General features: G+C 72.5%; 16 protein-coding genes and 2 tRNA genes. 7 read left to right on the top strand and 11 right to left on the bottom strand.

All coding sequences use genetic code 11. The annotated features are described in order from the left end of the window. Positions 1–584: 584 nt before the first annotated feature. The gene (locus ACW62_RS12855; protein ID WP_053204500.1) at positions 585–935 is read right to left on the bottom strand and encodes a metallopeptidase family protein; all 351 of its coding nucleotides are present in this window, start codon (positions 933–935) and stop codon (positions 585–587) included. A 68-nt stretch (positions 936–1,003) separates the two neighbouring features. Between ACW62_RS12855 and ACW62_RS12850 the strand changes: the two genes are divergently transcribed. The 3 genes from ACW62_RS12850 to ACW62_RS12840 all read left to right on the top strand — a co-directional run bounded on the left by ACW62_RS12850 (position 1,004) and on the right by ACW62_RS12840 (position 2,797). Further along, on the top strand, positions 1,004–2,533 hold the full coding sequence (locus ACW62_RS12850; protein ID WP_053204499.1) for a metallophosphoesterase family protein: 1,530 nt from the start codon (positions 1,004–1,006) through the stop codon (positions 2,531–2,533). 67 nt (positions 2,534–2,600) lie between these two features. Next, positions 2,601–2,673, top strand: a tRNA-Glu gene (locus ACW62_RS12845). A 46-nt stretch (positions 2,674–2,719) separates the two neighbouring features. Then, positions 2,720–2,797: transfer RNA gene (locus tag ACW62_RS12840), tRNA-Asp, on the top strand. A 115-nt stretch (positions 2,798–2,912) separates the two neighbouring features. On the opposite strand, the gene ACW62_RS12835 is transcribed toward ACW62_RS12840, so the two are convergent. Continuing rightward, positions 2,913–3,443, bottom strand: a complete 531-nt coding sequence (locus tag ACW62_RS12835; protein WP_053204498.1) for a GNAT family N-acetyltransferase — start codon at positions 3,441–3,443, stop codon at positions 2,913–2,915. A gap of 47 nt (positions 3,444–3,490) precedes the next feature. Further along, complete coding sequence (locus tag ACW62_RS12830) at positions 3,491–4,264, bottom strand: ABC transporter permease (protein ID WP_053204619.1); 774 nt, start codon at positions 4,262–4,264, stop codon at positions 3,491–3,493. A gap of 39 nt (positions 4,265–4,303) precedes the next feature. On the opposite strand from ACW62_RS12830, the gene ACW62_RS12825 reads away from it, so the two are divergent. The 3 genes from ACW62_RS12825 to ACW62_RS12815 are packed head-to-tail and all read left to right on the top strand — an operon-like array spanning position 4,304 to position 6,204. Beyond that, on the top strand, positions 4,304–4,930 hold the full coding sequence (locus ACW62_RS12825) for a cob(I)yrinic acid a,c-diamide adenosyltransferase (protein WP_053204497.1): 627 nt from the start codon (positions 4,304–4,306) through the stop codon (positions 4,928–4,930). Between the two features lie 10 nt (positions 4,931–4,940). Further along, positions 4,941–5,570, top strand: coding sequence for an MBL fold metallo-hydrolase (locus tag ACW62_RS12820; protein ID WP_053204496.1), 630 nt, complete (start codon positions 4,941–4,943; stop codon positions 5,568–5,570). Positions 5,571–5,595: 25 nt separating this feature from the next. Beyond that, positions 5,596–6,204 (top strand): hypothetical protein, encoded by a 609-nt coding sequence (locus ACW62_RS12815; RefSeq protein WP_205629307.1) that lies wholly within the window; start codon positions 5,596–5,598, stop codon positions 6,202–6,204. Between the two features lie 7 nt (positions 6,205–6,211). Here the strand turns inward: ACW62_RS12815 and ACW62_RS12810 are convergent, their stop codons facing one another. The 8 genes from ACW62_RS12810 to ACW62_RS12775 form a co-directional block, all read right to left on the bottom strand. Beyond that, on the bottom strand, positions 6,212–6,910 hold the full coding sequence (locus ACW62_RS12810) for a GIDE domain-containing protein (protein ID WP_053204495.1): 699 nt from the start codon (positions 6,908–6,910) through the stop codon (positions 6,212–6,214). A 151-nt stretch (positions 6,911–7,061) separates the two neighbouring features. Beyond that, positions 7,062–8,804, bottom strand: a complete 1,743-nt coding sequence (locus tag ACW62_RS12805; protein WP_053204494.1) for an IucA/IucC family protein — start codon at positions 8,802–8,804, stop codon at positions 7,062–7,064. Beyond that, a complete protein-coding gene (locus tag ACW62_RS12800; protein WP_053204493.1) occupies positions 8,801–10,099 on the bottom strand; it encodes a lysine N(6)-hydroxylase/L-ornithine N(5)-oxygenase family protein in 1,299 nt (432 codons plus the stop codon). Before ACW62_RS12800 ends, ACW62_RS12805 begins: the two co-directional genes overlap by 4 nt. Then, the gene (locus ACW62_RS12795) at positions 10,096–10,665 is read right to left on the bottom strand and encodes a GNAT family N-acetyltransferase (RefSeq protein ID WP_053204492.1); all 570 of its coding nucleotides are present in this window, start codon (positions 10,663–10,665) and stop codon (positions 10,096–10,098) included. Before ACW62_RS12795 ends, ACW62_RS12800 begins: the two co-directional genes overlap by 4 nt. Further along, positions 10,662–12,590, bottom strand: coding sequence for an IucA/IucC family protein (locus ACW62_RS12790; protein ID WP_053204491.1), 1,929 nt, complete (start codon positions 12,588–12,590; stop codon positions 10,662–10,664). Before ACW62_RS12790 ends, ACW62_RS12795 begins: the two co-directional genes overlap by 4 nt. Beyond that, positions 12,587–14,038 carry a pyridoxal phosphate-dependent decarboxylase family protein gene (locus ACW62_RS12785; protein WP_053204490.1) on the bottom strand — a complete coding sequence of 484 codons (1,452 nt, stop codon included), beginning with the start codon at positions 14,036–14,038 and terminating at the stop codon, positions 12,587–12,589. The genes ACW62_RS12790 and ACW62_RS12785 overlap by 4 nt, the downstream gene beginning before the upstream one ends. Further along, positions 14,035–15,423: a diaminobutyrate--2-oxoglutarate transaminase family protein gene (locus tag ACW62_RS12780; protein WP_240477295.1), complete on the bottom strand. Its 1,389-nt coding sequence runs from the start codon at positions 15,421–15,423 to the stop codon at positions 14,035–14,037. Before ACW62_RS12780 ends, ACW62_RS12785 begins: the two co-directional genes overlap by 4 nt. A 77-nt stretch (positions 15,424–15,500) precedes the next feature. Continuing rightward, positions 15,501–16,301, bottom strand: coding sequence for a DUF4190 domain-containing protein (locus tag ACW62_RS12775; RefSeq protein WP_053204489.1), 801 nt, complete (start codon positions 16,299–16,301; stop codon positions 15,501–15,503). A gap of 176 nt (positions 16,302–16,477) precedes the next feature. Between ACW62_RS12775 and ACW62_RS12770 the strand changes: the two genes are divergently transcribed. Further along, entirely contained in the window at positions 16,478–17,845 is a 1,368-nt protein-coding gene (locus tag ACW62_RS12770) for a M14 family zinc carboxypeptidase (protein WP_083459701.1), read from the top strand. Positions 17,846–17,955 lie beyond the last annotated feature (110 nt).

The following is a 17,955-nucleotide window of genomic DNA, read 5'->3' as shown; positions in this document are numbered from 1 at the left end:
GTGCCAAATTGCCCACGCCGGTTGGCTCGACCTTATGCCTGCGTCGGCCGCGACTGCAATAGAACAAACCAGATCCCGCCACCGCGGGCGGCGCCTCAGGTCACTCTGGGCGGAATGCCGCAGAGCGTGGTGGGTCTCAACGTCGCCGTGCTAGCGGTGAGATCCGTCGAGACTGAGGTCGCCGCCCTCTGGGAGGTGCTCGCCGGGCGCGGGTGGGCGGCGGTTCCACGATCTCCGTCACTCGTACACGACCGGCTGGTCGCCGACGCGTGCCCGTCAACGACGTGCGGCGCGTCATGAGGCTCGAGCGGGCGATGACGACGCTCGACGCAACCCGGACGACTCGGGAAGTGCCCGGCAAGCGTGACGAACCGCCCGCCCGCGCGCCGTCAAGGTGATCCTTCCCACGCCACAACGCTGGGAACAACCACGGACATCGGGTAGTTTCAGGTACTGGCGACAGCCTTTCGGGGCTCTCGCTGGGCGGCGGGCCGTGGTAACCCCGGGTCCCATTTATAGCCGCTACGAGCGGCCGTTGCGCCGAGAGGCGTTCCCGGCCCGGCGCCCGAACCATCCCTCTTCCGTCACGACCAGCCGAGCTCGTGCAGCCGCTCGTCGTCGATACCGAAATGATGCGCCACCTCGTGCACGACCGTGATCAGCACCTCTTCGACCGCGTCGTCGGGGGTGTCGCAGATGCGCAGGATCGGCAGCCGGAACAGCCTGATGGTGTCGGGCAGCACGCCGGTGTACCACTCGCCGCGCTCGGTCAGCGGCGTCCCCTCGTACAGTCCCAGCACGTCGGGGATGTCGTCCGGTGCCTCGTCCTCGATGAGGATCACCACGTTGTCCATCATCTGGGCCAGTTCCGGCGGAATCTCGTCGATCGCCTCGGATACCAGCCGTTCGAACTCCGCCTCGGTCAGCTCCAGCACGGGACCAGTCTCGCCTGCCGGAGCGGTGCGCGCCGTTCGCGGGGGCGGAAATGTGTTACCAACGAGGCGTGGACGTGGTGACGGAGACGAGCCCGCCGGGCGAACCGGCGCCGCGCCGGGCGTGGCGCGACTACACGCGCCCGGCGACCTGGCCGTCGTGGCTGCGCCGCACGTTCACGCTGCTCAGCCCGGCCGTGCTGGCGCTCGCCGGCGCCTGGGTGGCGCTGGTCATCGCCGGCACCACGCAGACCTACGTCGGGCCGCTGGCCATCGACGTCGCGTTCCGGCCGACGCTGACCGGCGAGTCCGTCATCCATCTCGACCCCGTCGGCGCCGTCGTCCTCGACACCCACTCGGGGCCGGTCACGCTGGACATCTCCGTGCGGCAGGTCGACCTCGACGGCCTCAACGGCTACGTCGACGACCCGTACACGCTGTCCACCCTCGACGACGAGATCGCCGCCGGCATCGAGGACGTCCTCGTCGACGCCGCGATCCGGGCCGCCGTCACGGCCGTCATCGGCGGCACGCTGGCGGCGGCGCTGGTGCTGCGGTCCGTGCGGCGGACGATGCTGGCGGCCGGCGTGGCGGCCGGCGCGGTGCTCGGCAGCTACGGGATGGTCGCGCTGACGTACAACTCCGACGCCGTCCGCGAGCCCGCGTACACCGGCCCGCTGGCGGCCGCGCCGCAATTGATCGGCAACGCCGAGGACATCGCGAACAACTTCGACGCCTACGCCGACCAACTCGCCGGGTTCGTCGCCAACGTCGCCGCCGTCTACGACACCACGCTCAACCTGCAGACGTTCCAGCCCAACGACGACACCATCCGGGTGCTGCACGTGTCCGATCTGCACCTCAACCCGGCGGCGTGGGACATCATCGGAGCCGTCGCCGACCAGTACTCCGTCGACGCCATCGTCGACAGCGGGGACATCGTCGACCAGGGCACGCCGCTGGAGAACTCCTACGTGCGCCCCATCGCCGACCTCGGCCGGCCCTACGTGTTCGTCAAGGGCAACCACGACTCCGTCGCCACCGCGGCCGCCGTCGCCGCCGCCCCCAACGCCGTCGTCCTGAACGGCGAGCCGGTCGAGGTGGCCGGGCTGCGGTTCCTCGGCGCGCCCGACCCCCGGTTCACGCCGGACAAGTCCGTCCGCGGCGTCCCCGACGAGGTGCTGCGCGAGGGCAGCGAAGAGTTCGCCGACGAAGCCGCCGACGTCGACCCGCCGCCGGACGTCATCGTCTACCACGACCCCAGCAACGCCGAGCTGTTCGACGGCATCGCCCCGCTGGTGCTGTCCGGGCACGCCCACAAACGCGACACCTACGTCCTTGACGACGGCACTCGCGTCATGGTCCAGGGCTCCACCGGCGGCGCCGGACTGCGCGGCCTACGTGACGAAGATCCCACTCCGGTCGCCCTGTCGGTGCTCTACTTCAATCCGGAGACGAAAGAGCTGGTCGCATGGGACGACCTCACCCTCGGCGGCCTCGGCCGGACCAGCGCCGAGATCGACCGCCACCAGGCCGACGAGGACGACGGCGCAGCCCAGGGCCCGGAAGACCCGTCCCCAGCTCCCGATTTGGAGAACTGAGCGCGCCCACCCTATGCTTTCAACGTCCCGAACGGCGACGAGCCAGTGGGCCATGTCGTCAGATCTGGTCCCCATCGTCTAGCGGCCTAGGACTCCGCCCTTTCAAGGCGGCAACGCGGGTTCGAATCCCGTTGGGGATGCGGTACCCGTTCCGACGGGGCGCCGGGTAAGGCAGTGCAAACGCAAGGTCCTGTGGAGCAGTTCGGAGTGCTCGCCGCCCTGTCAAGGCGGAGGTCGCGGGTTCAAGTCCCGTCAGGACCGCCAGAAAACCCGCAGCTCAGAGGTCATCCTCTGAGCTGTTTTCATGTCCGGGGCCGGTCACGTCACGGGCCGAGGCAGCGAAAAGGCAGTGGCGGAGGCTCCCGGCACGAGCTCGCGGTCAAAACTGTCGCACGGTCAGCAGGCTGTGGCCGTGAACAGAGACGGGCTCCACCCGGCCCGTTTCCCGGAACCCGAGCTTCTCCAGGACCCGTCGCGACGCGACATTCCAGTTCCAGACCCCTGCCCAGAGCCGCCGGTAGCCCACCTCGCTCGCCCATGCGACGACGGCCTGGCCCGCCTCAGTGGCGTAACCGCAACCGTGCGCCGCACGCAGCAACTCGTAGGCCAACTCAGGCTCGTCGGGCGATCCGTTCCCATGCGGGATCAGCCCGCAATACCCGATGACGTCGGCCGTGTCCTTCCGTTCCACCGTCAGAATCCCCGGCCTCGACTCCTCGCGCGCCGCACGTATCTGCGTGGCGATGTCTTCCACGGTCGGTCGGCCCTCGGGATCTATCTGCCGATGCGGCGGCACCCGCACATCCCGCTCGGTCCACAGCTGACGATAGATCGCGGCATCCCCCACGCTGCTAGGCCGAAGGATGAGGCGATCGGTCTCCATGGTGTCCAGAACGCGCGCACGCGACATGCCGGCATTGTGTCAGCGGTACCGCCCCGCCCATGCGTGACCACAGCTCAGGGGTCATCCTCTGAGCGGTTGTCGTTCTGGGGCCGGACGATCACGCCGCGGGCGATCAGCTCGATGGTGAGCGCGACCGCCGCCGTCTCGACTGCCAGCAGCCCGATCAGCACGAACAGCTGCACGGCGCCGGCCTGGATCGGGGAGGCGCCGCCGATGAGCATGCCGACGAACGCGCCCGGCAGCACCACGAGGCCGACGGTGCGGGTCTGGTCGAGCGCCGGGATCAGCGCGGTCGCCGCCTGCGTCCGGGCGATCTCCAACGCGGCGTCGCGTGGCAGCAGCCCGACCGACAGCGCGGCTTCCACCTCGCCGCGTCGCGTGGTCAGCTCGTCCAGGGCTCGCCGCCCGGCCAGCCCGGCCGCCGTCATGGCCCCGCCGATCAGGATCCCGGCGACGGCGATGACGGCCAGCGGCGTCGCCGGCAGCACGCCCACCGCCAGCAGCGTCGTCACGACGAGCAGCGGGCCGGCGGCGACGGGGACGACCGCCCACGTCCATGACCGGTGCCGGGTCATCCGCCGCCCGGCGGTCACGGTCGCCGTCGCCAGCATCAGCAGCAGGAACGCGGCCGTCAGCGGCGCCACCCTGACGATGGCGGCGAGCACCAGTGCGACGGCCGCGAGCTGGACCACCGCCCGCAGCGCCGCCGTCACGATCGCGCGGTCGTACCCGAGCCGCGCGACGGCGCTCACGACGACGGCGGCCAGTACCAGGACCCCCATCGCCACGCCCAGGCCCGGCCCGACCGGCAGCAGCGTCGACGACATCCTGCCGAGCATCCCACCTCGGGACCGTAGTGTGGGGACATGGTGAGGCTGACGAAGATCTACACTCGCACCGGCGACGACGGCAGCACCGGGTTGGGCGACTTCAGCCGCACCCGCAAGACCGACCCGCGACTCGTCGCCTACGCCGACGCCAACGAGGCCAACGCGGCCATCGGCGTGGTGGTGGCGCTGGAGCGGTCCGGCAGCGGGGGCGGCGATCTCGGCCCGGACGTGCTCGCCGTCCTGCAGCGGGTGCAGAACGACCTCTTCGACGTCGGCGCCGACCTCTGCGTGCCGCTGAAGGCCGAGTACGAGTATCCGCCGCTGCGGGTGCAGCCGGCCTGGATCGACGAGCTGGAGGCCGACTGCGACCGCTACAACGCCGAGGTCCCGAAGCTGACGTCGTTCATCCTGCCCGGCGGCAGCGTCGCGGCCGCCCAGCTGCACGTCGCGACGACCGTGGTGCGACGCGCCGAGCGGTCGGCGTGGGCGGCGGTCGAGCAGTACGGCACCGGCGACATCGACGGCGTCAACCCGCTCACCGCGAAGTACCTCAACCGGCTCTCGGACCTGCTGTTCATCCTGTCGCGGTACGCGAACCGCGAGGCGGGCGACGTGCTCTGGCAGCCGGGCGGCGGGCGCGCGGAACCGCCGGAACGGCGTTAGCCTCGAGATCATGAGGCTGACGAAGTTCGAGCACTCCTGCGTCCTCGTCGACGACGGCGACGCCCGCATCCTCATCGACCCCGGCGGCTTCTCGCACGGCTTCGAGTCGCTGACGGGTCTGACGGCGGTGCTGGTCACCCACCAGCACGCCGACCACCTCGACGTCGACCGGCTGCCCGCGCTGCTCGCGGCCAACCCCGACGCCACGCTGTACACCGACGCCGCCAGCGCGGCCATCCTGGGCGAGTCGGGCATCGCCGCCACCGGCGTCCAGCCGGGCGAGCGGCTGCACGTCGGCACCAGCGTCGACGTGTTCGGCGGCCAGCACGCGGTGATCCATCCCGACGTGCCGGTCATCCCGAACGTCGCCTACCTGGTCGGCGGCCGGTTCCTGCATCCCGGCGATTCCTTCACGATCCCCGACGTCGACGTCGAGATCCTCGGCCTTCCCACCGCGGCGCCGTGGCTCAAGTTGAGCGAGTCGGCCGACTACCTGCGGGCGCTGACGCCGAACGTCGCGATCCCGATCCACGAGGCGCTGCTGGCCGTGCCAGGCTTCTTCTACAACCTGTACGAGAAGCTCGCGCCGGAGGAGACGGAGCTGCGTGTGGTGGCTCCCGGCGGCACGTTCGAGGCCTGAACCGACGACAAGGGACAATGCAGACGTGACCGAAGGCAGCCACCGGCGCCCCCAACTGCGCCCCGACATGCCCGAACTGATCGGCGACCCCGACCCCGCCGACCTCACCGCCGCCGCGCACGCGACGGCCGCCGCCGTCCTGCAGGCCGCCCGGTCCGAACCCGGCGCCGCGCCGCGGCTGCTGGACCTCGCCGACCGCCTCGGCCTCGACGAGATGGCCGAACTGTGGCGCGGCTCCGGCGCCGACACCCTGCCCGGCACGCTCTGGTCGCTCTACCTGCTGCGCAGCTGGGTGCACCGCAACGGCACCGAGGCGGCCCGCGTCTTCGCCGTCGGCGAGCGGGTCGCCGAGGTGTCGACGGCGGTCGCCGGCGTCGCGCACCCGCCCGGCCCCGCCGAGGTCGCCGCCCTCGGCGACGCGGTGCTGACCAGCGCGTTCACCGGCGACTTCGCGGTCGCGCTGGAACGGGCGGCCGCGTTCTGCCGGGTCGTCGCCGCCGGCCGGGCCCATTCCGCCGACGACATGGCGCACGAGGAGGGGCAGCGGCAGACGAGGCTGGCGCGGGGCAACCTGCGCATGGCGGAAGAGCTCGAACACGCGGCCGGTCTCTGGCGCCGCGACGAGCTGCACTAGAGCGTCGTCAGCGGACGACGCCGACCACAATGAGGACACAACCGGCGACGGCGGCGACGGCGGCGCCGATCAGGAGGAGACGTTGCTTCGATCGAGTCTCCTGTAGCAGCGTCTCCTCGTCCTTGGTCGAGACGAGCGTCGGGGCCTCGATCGCGAGCTCTCCGGAGGCGTCGCTGACCTCGCCGAGAACGTAGAGCTTCCGCCCGGGCTCGAGCACCCACTCCTCGTACTGATAGCCGATGGTGCCTTCGCGCTGGGTCTTCGGCAACGACAGGCTGAACGAGCCGATCGACAGCTCCGTCCGCTCCTCCTCCTCGTCATGCGGCTCGAACCGGTCGACGGTCTTCTCGACGCCCTCGACCGCTCGGCCGGGATGCACGAGAACGCTGCCGGTCTCGTCGGTCACGAGGAACGGCTGCTCTGACTCCTGGTCGGCCACCTGTTCCTTCTTCTCGACCCGGCGGTTGCGGTAGTTGCCGTTGGAGTCGCGCTTGCGTTCGGTCTCCCAGAACTTGCGCGTGACGACGTGCTTGTGCCAGACGCATTCCGTGGCGGAGATCTCGGACTTCATCGCGCCAGACGGGCTCGGCTGGGCGATGCCTGCCAGCTCGCAGCTCTGCCGGAACACGCCCGGCCCCGCCGCCTCGGCCGCTGCTGCCTGGAGTGTGCGCAGTTCCTGGGCGGTGAACGTCTCGGTCGTGATCATCCGGTGCTGCCGCCTGCGTGCCTTGTGGACGAGAAATCCGCAGAACCCGGCAACGCCGAGCAAGATCAGGCCGGCAATCCACATGAGGTCGATCCTCTCGAAATGTGTGTGCCCGGCCCGCACACGATACGACTACGCGCACCACCGCCCGTCACTGCGGGGTGAACGAGGGGGAGAGCGGGTTGGGGACGGTGCCGACCGCGGAGATCACCGGGCGTTCGGGGTCGTCGGCGTAACCGCGCTCGAACAGGCGCAGCCGGTTGAGGCACAGCTTCGGGAACGTCGGCGACTCGAGGTCGAACAGTGTGAACCGGTCGGCCAGCTCGCCGCGGAACCGCTCCTGGTAGGCCGCCAGCACCGAGCGGGCCGATCCCCAGAACGCGGCCTCGGGCACGTCCAGACGGTCGGCGCAGATCTCCGCCAGGTACCGGTACACGCAGATCAGCAGCCCGTTCTGCAGGTACTTCCGCAGCGTCTTGCCGTCCAGGACGACATCCGCCAGCGCCGCTCGTACGGACGGCGGCATCCCGGCGTGCTCCGGGATCGACTCGGAGCAGATCGCGAGGTCGTCGACGAAGTCCTTGACGACCAGCCGCGTCGGCACGCCGTCACGGTGGACGATCATGCAGTTCTGCCCGTGCGGTGAGAACATCGCGCCGTATTTGTACAGCACGTGCAGCAGCGGCGGCAGGACGGCCGCGTGCAGCCGCTCGACCCACTCCGCCGCCGTCAGGCCGCTCCGCTCGACCAGCGTGCCGGCGAAGGTCCCGCCGGACGGGTCGACGTGCAGCAGCGCCGCCAGCGAGACGGCCTGCTCGCCGGGCCGCAGGTACGGCTGGACCGGCTCGCGCCAGATCGCGCCGAGCAGCTCGGTGTACTGGTACGGAACGCCGGGCAGGTCCGCGTACACCGGGTGCGCGACGCTCGCGCCGGCCACCTCGCCGAGCAGGATCAGCCCGGTCTCGCGCAGGAACGGGTCGCCGTCGACCACCGAGGACAGCCAGGACGTCAGTGCGGGCGCGGCCAGCGTCCGCTCGCGCGGCAGCCCGCGGTAGACCGACGTGTTGAGGATCGACAGCGGCAGCTTGAGGTAGCGCCGCGCCGGGTCGTCGAGGTCGGTCATGGTGCGGATGGCCAGCTGCGGCCGGTACCGCGCCGGCCCTTCGCCGAGGAACACCAGCTCGCCGCGGGCCAGTTGCGGCGCGTGCAGCGGCAGGATGCGGTGCTCCCACTGCCACGGGTGCACCGGCACGAACACGCAGGTCGACGGGTCCAGCCCACCCAGCTGGGCCCGCGCTCGCAGCCCTTCGAACGCCTCGGAGCCGACCTGCTCGCGCACCACCGCGTGATGGTCCGGCCCGACGGCGTCGGCGACGTCCGGCGACGCGGCCAGCCACAGCAGCCGCACGTCGGCGCGGGCCTCCGGCGGGTACGCGGCGAGGTCGCCGGCGCCGAACCCGACCCGGCCCTTGTTCGCGACGATCCACGGATGCCCGGTCAGCTCGGCCTCGGCCAGCACCGGTTCGAGGTCGACGAGCTCGGCCGCCGGGCGCGCCGTCGACCGCTGCCGCGCGTCCGTGAGCAGCGTCGACGACAGCTCCGACACCGCGCCTGCGACGGTGGACGGGTCGGCGCCCGCTGCCGTCAGGACCGCGGTGAACACGGCGGTGGCGTCGGGTAGCGGCCCGCCGCCCTCGACCGCCAGCGACGACGGATCCATCCGCCACCAGCCCAGCGCCCGCCGCGTCGCCCGTCCGGTCAGCGTCCCGCCCGGCAGCTGCACTGACACCGTGCCGGACAGCGTCAGGATCTCCTCGTAGCCGAACTCGGTGAGCAGCTTCGCGATCAGCTCGCGGTTCGCCCGCTCCCACTGCTCCAGGCCGAACGCGGTCATGGGTGGGCCTCCTCGGGGACGCCGAAGCGCTGGTAGACGGTGCGGTCGCGGACGGGGTAGACCTCGCGTCCGGCGAGCGCGTTGACGATGACGGTGTTGCGGTGCGCGCCGAGCCCGAGGTCGGGTGCGCCGACGCCGTGCGTGTGCAGCTCGGCGTTCTGAGCGAACAACGTCGACGGCGCGCCGGAGGCCAGCCGGAGCCGATAGTCCAGCGCGACCTCCGGCCGCCCGAGCCGGTCGGCGGCCAGCAGACCGGACGGCACCGGCAGCGGCGCCGGCTCGTGCCCCGTCCCCAGCACGACGACGTCGGTGTCGCGGGTGAACGCGCGGTCCTGGTCGCGGTGGTGCCAGCTGAGCCGCCAGCGCCGTCCGGGCAGCGGCGAGGGCTCGATCGACCGCAGCTCGCAGCCGCCCGCGTACACCACCGGCGGGTCGGCGCGCTCGACCGTCGCCTCGTACAGCAGGTCGTAGATGCGCTCGCTGGTCTCGGCCGACAGGCCCTTGTAGAGCAGGTCCTGCCCGGCCCGGAGCTCGTCGCGGCGCTCCGCGGGCAGGCCGTGGAAGTAGGCCGTGTACTCGGGCGTGAAGTGCTCCAGCCCGAGCTTGGAGTACTCCATCGGCAGGAATCCGCGCGACCGCGTGAACCAGTCGACCGTCAGCCCGCCGGGCAGCCCGGCCTCGAGCAGGTCGGCGACCACCTCTCCGGCGCTCTGCCCGGACCCGACGACGGTGACGGCGGACGCGGTGACGGCCTTCTCCCGGTACGTCAGGTAGTCCTCGGTGTGGAAGACGTCCGCGCCCAGCACGTCGCGGGCGACGGCGGGGACGGCCGGCCGGGTGCCGACGCCGAACACGACGGAGCGGGCCGTGTGCTGCTCGACGGCGCCGTCGGCGGCCTGCGTGGTGACCCGCCAGCCGCCGCCGTCCGGCTCGACAGTCGTCACCCGGGTCCCGAACCGGCACGACGGCAGCGACCCGGCGACCCAGCGGGCGTACGCGTCGTACTCGGCCCGCGGCACGTGGAACCGCTCGTAGAAGTAGAACCGGTACAGCCGGCCGCGCTCGTGCAGGTAGTTGAGGAAGGACCAGCGGCTGGTGGGGTCGGCCAGCGTGACGAGGTCGGCCAGGAACGGCACCTGCAGCGTGGTGCCGGGCAGCATGAGGCCGGGGTGCCAGGCGAACCGTGGCGCCGCCTCGAAGAACACCGCGTCGACCTCGCCGACCGGGTCGAGCAGGGCCGCGAGGCCGAGGTTGAACGGCCCCAGCCCGACCCCGATGACGTCGTGGTCGGTCATGTGAGCACCCCCACGGCGGCGCGGTCGCCCGGCCAGCGCGCGTCGAACGCCGTCCGCTCGCAGGCCAGTACGGCGGCCCGCTTCTCCGGCAGGTCGACCTCGCCCAGCGACGTCAGGCCGAGCCGGTCGCAGTAGGCCAGCATGCGCCCGTTGCGCACGTCCGGCTCGCAGACGGCGCGCGGCCCGCGGTTCAGCAGCCAGGCCAGCACGGCCCGTCCCATCAGCCGCGGCACGCCGCTGCCGAGCATCGACAGCGGCCCGACCAGCAGGTGGAAGCCCTGGTCGTCGGCGCGGGCCGGGTAGTACGCGGCCAAGGCGTCCGCCGTCACCACGTAGGTCTCGACGTAGCCGAACGGGACCCCGTCGGCCGACACCAGCCACGGGCGCAGGTGCGTCAGCCCGGCCAGGTACGCGTGGATCTCCGGCGCCGACACGCCCAGCTGCCACCACGGCACGACGTGCGGCCGGTTCATCCAGTCGTGGATCAGCTCGGTGTCGCCGGACGCCCGGACCGGCGCGAACGTCAACTCCGTCGTCGCGCCCGGCAGCGTGACGGACCACGTCATGCGCGCACCCCCAGCAGCGGGTTCGGCAGCGTCACGTACACCGACTGGGTCGAGATGTCGCCGACCAGCTCGTCGAGGTCGTGCGCGCGGGTCAGCAGGTTCGCCTTGCACGGCCAGCGGTCGTCGTCGAGCAGCCGGTCGAGCAGCGTCGCCGGGTACCGCCCGCCGCGCGAGCGTTCCTCCGTCAGCACCCGGCGCAGGTCGCCCAGCAGCACGGTCTCGTCGACGCATGGGCCGAGCGCGTTGACGACGCCGAGCGTGAGGTTGACGAACAGGTAGTAGACCAGCCGCTCGTCGGCGAGATCCTCCGGGAAGATCGACTCGGTCACCTCGCCCAGCCCGGGCATGACGGCGACGAGGTCGTCGTGCGCGGCGGCACGGTGGAAGTAGCCCTGGCTGTCGCGGTACACGCCGCGCACCGGCCAGCCGTCCGCCAGCTCGACCAGCGTGTTCTGCTGGTGCGCCTCGAAGCACAGCCCGACGTCGAGGTACAGCCGGACCAACGACCGCACGACCACGTCGCAGAACCGGCCGAACCACTCGCGGGCGACGGCGTGCTCGGCCCGGTGCTCGCGGCGGCTGATGGCCGCGACGATCGCGGCCAGCCGGCTGCTGCCGCCGTACGGGTGGTCCTGGCAGAGGGTGGTGAGCGCGCTGACGTCGGACGGCCCTTGGTGGTCCCAGCGGTTCTCCCGCAGCAGCACCGAGAACCCGTCCAGCACCGCGCCGTCGCGGGCCAGCGTCAGGTAGGCGGGGTCCTGGACGAGGACGAAGTGCGGCGCGGCCTGCTTGGTGCGTTCGCCGATGACGGTGCGCGCCAGCGCCGCCGACTCGACCGCGCGGTCCAGCTCCTTCGGCAGCGTCACGCGCATGGAGTTCGTCACGCGCACGTGCAGGCTGAACTTCAGCTGCCATGCCGCGTCGGCCCGGTACACCGTGCGCACCGACGTCGTGGGCAGGAACGGCGCGCCCCAGGCGCCGAGGTCGACGACGGCCCCGGTGTCGAACAGGTCCGCCGTCAGCGGGTCGGCGGCCAGCCGGTCGGCCTCGTACGGGTGCGCCGGCAGCAGGACGCGGTGGCCGCCGACGGCGTCGCGGGTCGCTCGCAGGGCGGCGTGGTCGACGGTGGGATCGTCGCGCAGCAGCGCCGCCGCCAGCTCCGGCGCCGGCGTGTCGAGAGCGCTGCCGTGCCGGACGAGGTCGTGGTGGACGGCCAGCCAGCGCAGCGCGAACCGGCCGCCGGTCTCCGGGGAGAACCGCTGCCGCTCGACGGCGCCGAGCTCGCCGCGGCTCTTCGGGGTCGGGTGGACGAGGTGGCCGAGCAGCAGCGCCTGCTCGGTCGCGGCGAACGGCAGCGGCTCGGCCGACCACAGCCGGTCGATCTCGTCCGCCCGGCCGCCGAGGTAGCCGGCGACCGCGGCGGCGCTGTCGAGGACCCGGGCGAGCAGCGGCTCGGTGCGCAGTCCGGTGCCGGGCAAGGTGTCGGCGAGCAGGACGGCCAGTTGCGCGAGCCCGACGGGGCGCGGCTCGCCGGCGCCGAGCTGGAGCAGCGCGGGCAGCTCGAATTGGTGCCGGTACGTCGCCGACACCCGCCGGACGCCGACCAGCAGGCGGGCGTTCCAGCGCGGCAGCGGCACGACGATGCGGGGTCCGCCGGCACCGGTGCCGGTTCCAGTGCCGTTGCCCGTGACCGCGGCGGCGCCCGTACCTGCGGCGTTGCCGGTCGTCACGGAGTCTGTCGGTGCCTGCCCGTAAAGTAGGTGGCCCACCCGGCCGGGAGGGGTAGGCCCACCCCGAACGCCGTCAGCAGGCTCGAGCGTCCAGCCCGGCACCTCCCGCAGCCAGCAGGCCAGCAGCGCGTGCGCCGTCGCGTCGTCGGCGGCCTGGGTGGGCGTCGGCGCGGCGGTCTCGAGCAGGCCGGTCATGCCGCCACCCCCACGCCGGCCGACGCCTCGGCGGCGACCGCAGCGAGCAGCGCGGCGACATCGTCGTGGCTGGTCAGCGGGTTGGTGAAGGTGAGCTTCAGGGCGACGGCGCCACGGTAACGGGTCCGGCCCACGACCGCCCGGCCGGACGCCAGCAGCCGCCGCTGCACCTCGACGTTCAGCCGGTCCAGCAGCGACTCGTCGACCCCATCAGGCCGGCAGCGGAACAGCACGGTCACCGTCTGCGGCGGCGCGACCAGCTCGAGGCCGGGCGTGCGCCGGACCGCCTCGCCGGCCTTCGCCGCGAGGTCGACCAGGTGCTCGACCAGCCCGGCCAATCGCCGTCGCCCGGTCGCTCGCAGCGAGACCAGGATCTTCAGCGCGTCGAACCGGCGCGACGTGTCCAGCGACCGGTCGACCAGGTTGAGCACGTCGTCGTCCTCGGTGCGGTTGAGGTAGTCGGCCGGCTCGCGGACACTCCCGAAGGACAACGCGTCGCGGACCAGCAGCGCGCTCGCCCCGATCGGCTGCCACCAGAGCTTGTGCAGGTCGGCGGTGATGGAGTCGGCCCGCTCCAGCCCGGCTACCAGCGGCCGCAGCCGGTCGCTGAGCACCAGCGCCGACCCGACGGCCGCGTCGACGTGGAACCAGGCGCCGTGGGCGGCCGCGCGGTCGGCCAGGGCGGTCAGCGGGTCGACGGCGCCGGTGTCGGTGGTGCCGGCGGTCCCGACGATCGCGATCGGGATGCCGCCGGTCTGCGCCAGCTGGTCCAGCGTCCGGTCCAGGGCGGCGACGTCCATGCGGCCGTCGTCGTCGGTGCTGACGGCGACGACGGCGTCCCGGCCCAGCCCCAGCACGGCGGCGGCCTGCCGGACGCTGACGTGCGCCCCGGCCGACGCGAGGATGCGCCAGCGGGCGGCGCCGGCCGGCAGCCCGTTGACGTTCGCCCCGCCGGCGGCGTGGTCGCGGGCGAGCAGCAGCCCGAGCAGGTTGGACGCCGTCCCGCCGGAGGTCAGCACGCCGGACCCGGCTGCCGGCAGCCCGATCAGCGCGTTCAGCCGGGCGACCAGCCGGTCCTCTACGTACGTCGCCATCGGCGCCTGGTCGTAGGAGTCCATCGACTGGTTCGTCGCGGCGATCGCCAGCTCGGCCGCGCCCGCCGTCAGCAGCGTCGGCGGGTGCAGGTGGGCGGCGCACCACGGGTCGGTGACGCGCGCGCCGTGCGCGAGCACCGTCCGGCCGACGTCCGCGAGCACCTCGCCGAGCGGCTCGGCGTCGTCCGGCAACGGCTCGATCGCCGCCGCGATCTCCCGGAGCTGCGCTGGGCCGGCGGACGGGAACGGCGCGCGCTCGTCCGTCGCGGCCAGGACGGCGAGCACCTCGGCGACGGCGTCGCGCAGCGCCTCGTGCGCCGCCGGGCTGCCGTCGAGGAACAACGGCGCGGTCACCGCTCGGCCCCGTCGTCCGCGTGGACGGCCCGCAGCGCCGCGCCGAACGCGTCGATCACCCGGTCGATCTCCTCGTCGGTGATGACCAGCGGTGGCAGGAACCGGACCACGGCGTCGTGGCTGCCGCCGACCTCGACGATCACGCCCCGGTCCAGCATGGCCCGCTGGACGCGACCGGCCAGCCAGCCGTCCGGCACCGGGACCCCGTCGGCGTCGGCCACCCCCGGGTCGACCAACTCGGCGCCGGCCATCAGGCCGCGGCCGCGCACGTGCCCGACCCGCGGATCGTCCGCGGCGACCGTGAGCAGCCCTTCGGTCAGGCGGCGCCCGGCCTCGCGGGCCCGCTGCGCCAGCCCGGCGCGGACCACTTCGCGGATCGTCGCCGCGCCCGCCGCCAGCGCCAGCGTCTGGCCACGGAACGTGCCCGCGTGCGCGCCCGGCTGCCAGCCGTCCAGCTCGCCGCGGTGGACGATGACCGCCAGCGGCAGGCCGCCGCCGATCGCCTTCGACAGCACCAGGACGTCCGGGTCCAGTCCGACGGCCTCGCTCGCCCACAGGTCGCCGGTGCGGCCGAGGCCCGTCTGCACCTCGTCGGCGATGAGGACGGTGCCGGTCGCCCGGGTGGCGCGCCGGACGGTGGCGGCGAACGTCGCGGGCATGGGGTGCACGCCGCCCTCGCCCTGGACCGGCTCGGCGATGACGGCGGCCGGTGTCGCGATGCCGCTGAGGTCGTCCGTCAGCGCCCATTCGACCAGCCGGCCGGCCATCGCGGCGCCGTCCTCGAGGCCGAAGGGCGAGCGGAACGCCGTCGGGAACGGCAGGTGGTGGACGTCGGGGAGGAGCGTGCCCAGCGGCTCCTTCACCGCCTTGCGGCCGGAGAGCGCGAGCGTGCCCTGCGTCATGCCGTGGTAGGCGCCGCCGAACGCGACCAGGCCGGAGCGGCCGGTGGCGGTGCGGGCCAGTTTGACGGCGGCCTCGACGGCGTCGGCGCCGGTCGGGCCGCAGAACAGGACGCGCCCGTCGCGCAGCTGCTCCGGCAGGACGGCGAACAGCTGCTCGACGAACCGGTCCCGGACCGGCGTCGGCAGGTCCAGCGTGCTCAGTGGCGCGTGGTCGTCGAGCACGTCCCGCAGCGCTTGGACGACGACCGGGTGGTGGTGCCCGAGGGCCAGCGCGCCGGCGCCGGCAAGGCAGTCGAGGTACTCGCGGCCGTGGCGGTCGCGGACGGTGGACCCGTGTCCCGCTTCCAGGGCGATGGGCAGCCGGCGCGGATAGGAGCGAGCGGAGGATTCTCGGCGACGCTGGCGTTCCAGCAGTTCATCGGCGGTTTCAGCGGTTCCGCTTGCTGGCGGTTCGGCGAGCCTGACACCCTCGTGGTACACCACGGGCGCGGTCCTTTCACAGAGAATGATCTGGAGTCAACTAGGTTTGCCTAACCTAACTCAGATCGCAAGCCGCTCTGTCAGGTGCCCGTCCGCTCCGCGAGGCTGCCGGTGAGCGTCCCCTCGATGGCGACGGCGATGCAGACCACCGAGCGGTCCCGCGGCCAGGCGCGCTCGTCGGGGTAGAGGTAGAAGAGGCCGACGTTCGGGTCGTCGTAGGCGTGCGTCGAGTACGTGTACAGCGCGTCGGCGCAACGCTGGTCGGCCTGGGCAAGGACGCCGTCGGCGCCGGGGTGGGCGTCGCCGGTGAGGTCGAACCGTGCGTACACCTCGCCCTCGTGCGGTTCGGTGCACGGGACGGCCGGCAGCGACGTGACGTAACTGTCGACCTCGATGTCGCGTACGCCGTTGACGCAGTCGCCGATCTCGACGTCGAAGGCCGACAGCGAGCCCTCCTCGGTGATCTGGCCGGCGTCGTCGCGGTCCGGCTCGCTGACCGCGGCGTAGACGCCGGCCGTCGCGAGGCCCGCCAGCCAGACGCCGGCGCAGATCAGGCCCGCGATGGCCAGCCCGCGGCCCTGCTGGCGGCCGTTCGCCGTCCGGCCGAGGGCGATGACGCCGAAGATGATCGCCAGCGGGATGCCGCCGATGATGCCGAACACCAGTGCCGCGGCGGCCATGCCGCTCGTGCCCGGCACGCGTTCCGGTGGCGGCGTGACCGGCCATGGGCTCGGCGGGCCGTCATGCGGGCCGGCGTAGGCGTACCGCATCGGCTCGCGTGCGGCGGTGGCGCGGTGCTCGTCGTACGACGGCGGCCCGGGGGTGGGCGCGGCGTAGGGATTCCGCTCGGCTGGCGGGGTCGGCGCCTCGGGCTCGGACATGCACGGACGGTAGCGCCGGGCCCGGACTCAAGCCGGCCCGCGGCGCGTTGCCGAGCGGCCCCGCAACGTAACATGCCATACCTCGTGCGAAACGTCACGAAACGATAACCTCAGTGCGAACCAGTCGATCTTGACTGGTTTCTGCCCCTGTCGGTTCTGCGGAGAGGAACGTGTTCATGAGACGTACCGGTCACTCCCGTTCGAGTCGTCGCACTGTCATGCTGGCCGCGGCCGCCGTCCTGGCCGTCCCCGCGCTCGCCGTCCCCACAGCTGTAGGCGCGGCGTCGCAGTCGGCGCCGTCCACCACGGCCGCCGACCTGCCCAGCGGCAACACCGCCTACCGGACGCTGGCCGACTACGAGGCCGACCTGGCCGAACTGGTCGCCGACCACCCCGACCTCGTCAAACCGATCACGCTGCCCTTCCCGACGACGTCCGGGCGCACCGTCCGCGGCGTCGAGATCAGCACCAACGTCAACGCCGACGACGGCAAACCGACCTTCGTGGACGTCGGCATGCACCACGGCAACGAGTTCCCGAGCGGCGAGCTGACCATGGAGTTCGCCATCGACCTCGTCCAGCGTGCCGCCGCCGGCGACCGCGAGGTCACCCGGCTGCTCGACCGCGCCCGCGTCGTCGTCGTGCCGATCGTCAACGTCGACGGGTTCGTGCGCGGGCGCCGCCAGACCGACACCAACGTCGACATGAACCGCAACTACGGACTGGGCTGGCTGCCCATCTCCACCGGTGGCGCCGCGGCGTGGTCGGAGCCGGAGGCGCGGAACATCGAGTGGCTGCTGTCGACCCGGCAGGCGGTCGTGTTCAACACCCAGCACACCTGCATCCAAGTCGTCCTGTACCCGCCGCTGCAGCTCGCCGCCGGCCCCGCCCAGGACGTCGACCGGCTGCACGCGCTCGCGTCCGAGGTCGCGTCGATCTACGGCCCGGGATACAAGGCGCTGCCGTCGGCGGAGGACTACGAGACGACCGGCGAGGCGATCGACTGGGCCTACTACGCCACCCGCGGGCTCGCGCTGACCTCCGAGACCTGCCCAGACGCCGGCGTCGCGCGGACGTATGGGACGCAGGTGCTCGACGTGTACGACGAGCACCGTGAGGCGATGCTGACGATGCTCGAGACCGCCGCCGACCCCGACCAGTACGCCGTCATCGACGGCAAGGGGCCGAAGGGCGCCGTGCTGCGCATCACCAAGGCGTTCGACATGTACACCAGCCCCTACGCCCAGCCGGACGGAGCCACCCGGCCGTCGTCGTTCACGACCACGCTGACGTCGGACCTCACGCTCGGGCGGAACGGCAAGTTCGAGTGGGCCGTGAACCCGTCGTACCGGCCGATCCCGGCGTACCAGGAGGACGGGATCCACGGATTCCAGACCGGGTTCTACGAAGAGCCGTGGATCCTGACCTGCGAACGCCCCGACGGCACCGTCCTCCAGACCGTCCCCGTCAACGTCGACCTCGGCGAGACCGTCACCGTCGACCTCAAGGAGTGCCGCCGCGAGTTCCACCAGGCGCGCCCGTGACGCCGTAGGTCAGCAGCTTTCGACCCTCCGCGGTCATGGGCCGGCGTGCGAGCGCCGGCCCATGACCACGCACACTCGACCTTCCCAGTCGGCCCCGGGCCGGATCCGCG

It is taken from the genome of Jiangella muralis (assembly GCF_001270745.1).
Taxonomy (GTDB): domain Bacteria; phylum Actinomycetota; class Actinomycetes; order Jiangellales; family Jiangellaceae; genus Jiangella; species Jiangella muralis.
Note: the sequence above shows the minus strand (reverse complement) of the source record. Positions and strands in the feature narration are given on the sequence as shown.

What these genes read in the sequence shown, in the direction of transcription:
- ACW62_RS12775 (WP_053204489.1), bottom strand. Translation starts at nt 16,301, where the DNA reads ATGTCCGAGCCCGAGGCGCCGACCCCGCCAGCCGAGCGGAATCCCTAC.
- ACW62_RS12805 (WP_053204494.1), bottom strand. Translation starts at nt 8,804, where the DNA reads ATGACCGCGTTCGGCCTGGAGCAGTGGGAGCGGGCGAACCGCGAGCTG.
- ACW62_RS12770 (WP_083459701.1), top strand. Translation starts at nt 16,478, where the DNA reads ATGAGACGTACCGGTCACTCCCGTTCGAGTCGTCGCACTGTCATGCTG.
- ACW62_RS12790 (WP_053204491.1), bottom strand. Translation starts at nt 12,590, where the DNA reads ATGACCGGCCTGCTCGAGACCGCCGCGCCGACGCCCACCCAGGCCGCC.
- ACW62_RS12795 (WP_053204492.1), bottom strand. Translation starts at nt 10,665, where the DNA reads ATGACGTGGTCCGTCACGCTGCCGGGCGCGACGACGGAGTTGACGTTC.
- ACW62_RS12800 (WP_053204493.1), bottom strand. Translation starts at nt 10,099, where the DNA reads ATGACCGACCACGACGTCATCGGGGTCGGGCTGGGGCCGTTCAACCTC.
- ACW62_RS12830 (WP_053204619.1), bottom strand. Translation starts at nt 4,264, where the DNA reads ATGTCGTCGACGCTGCTGCCGGTCGGGCCGGGCCTGGGCGTGGCGATG.
- ACW62_RS12835 (WP_053204498.1), bottom strand. Translation starts at nt 3,443, where the DNA reads ATGTCGCGTGCGCGCGTTCTGGACACCATGGAGACCGATCGCCTCATC.
- ACW62_RS12825 (WP_053204497.1), top strand. Translation starts at nt 4,304, where the DNA reads ATGGTGAGGCTGACGAAGATCTACACTCGCACCGGCGACGACGGCAGC.
- ACW62_RS12810 (WP_053204495.1), bottom strand. Translation starts at nt 6,910, where the DNA reads ATGATCACGACCGAGACGTTCACCGCCCAGGAACTGCGCACACTCCAG.
- ACW62_RS12820 (WP_053204496.1), top strand. Translation starts at nt 4,941, where the DNA reads ATGAGGCTGACGAAGTTCGAGCACTCCTGCGTCCTCGTCGACGACGGC.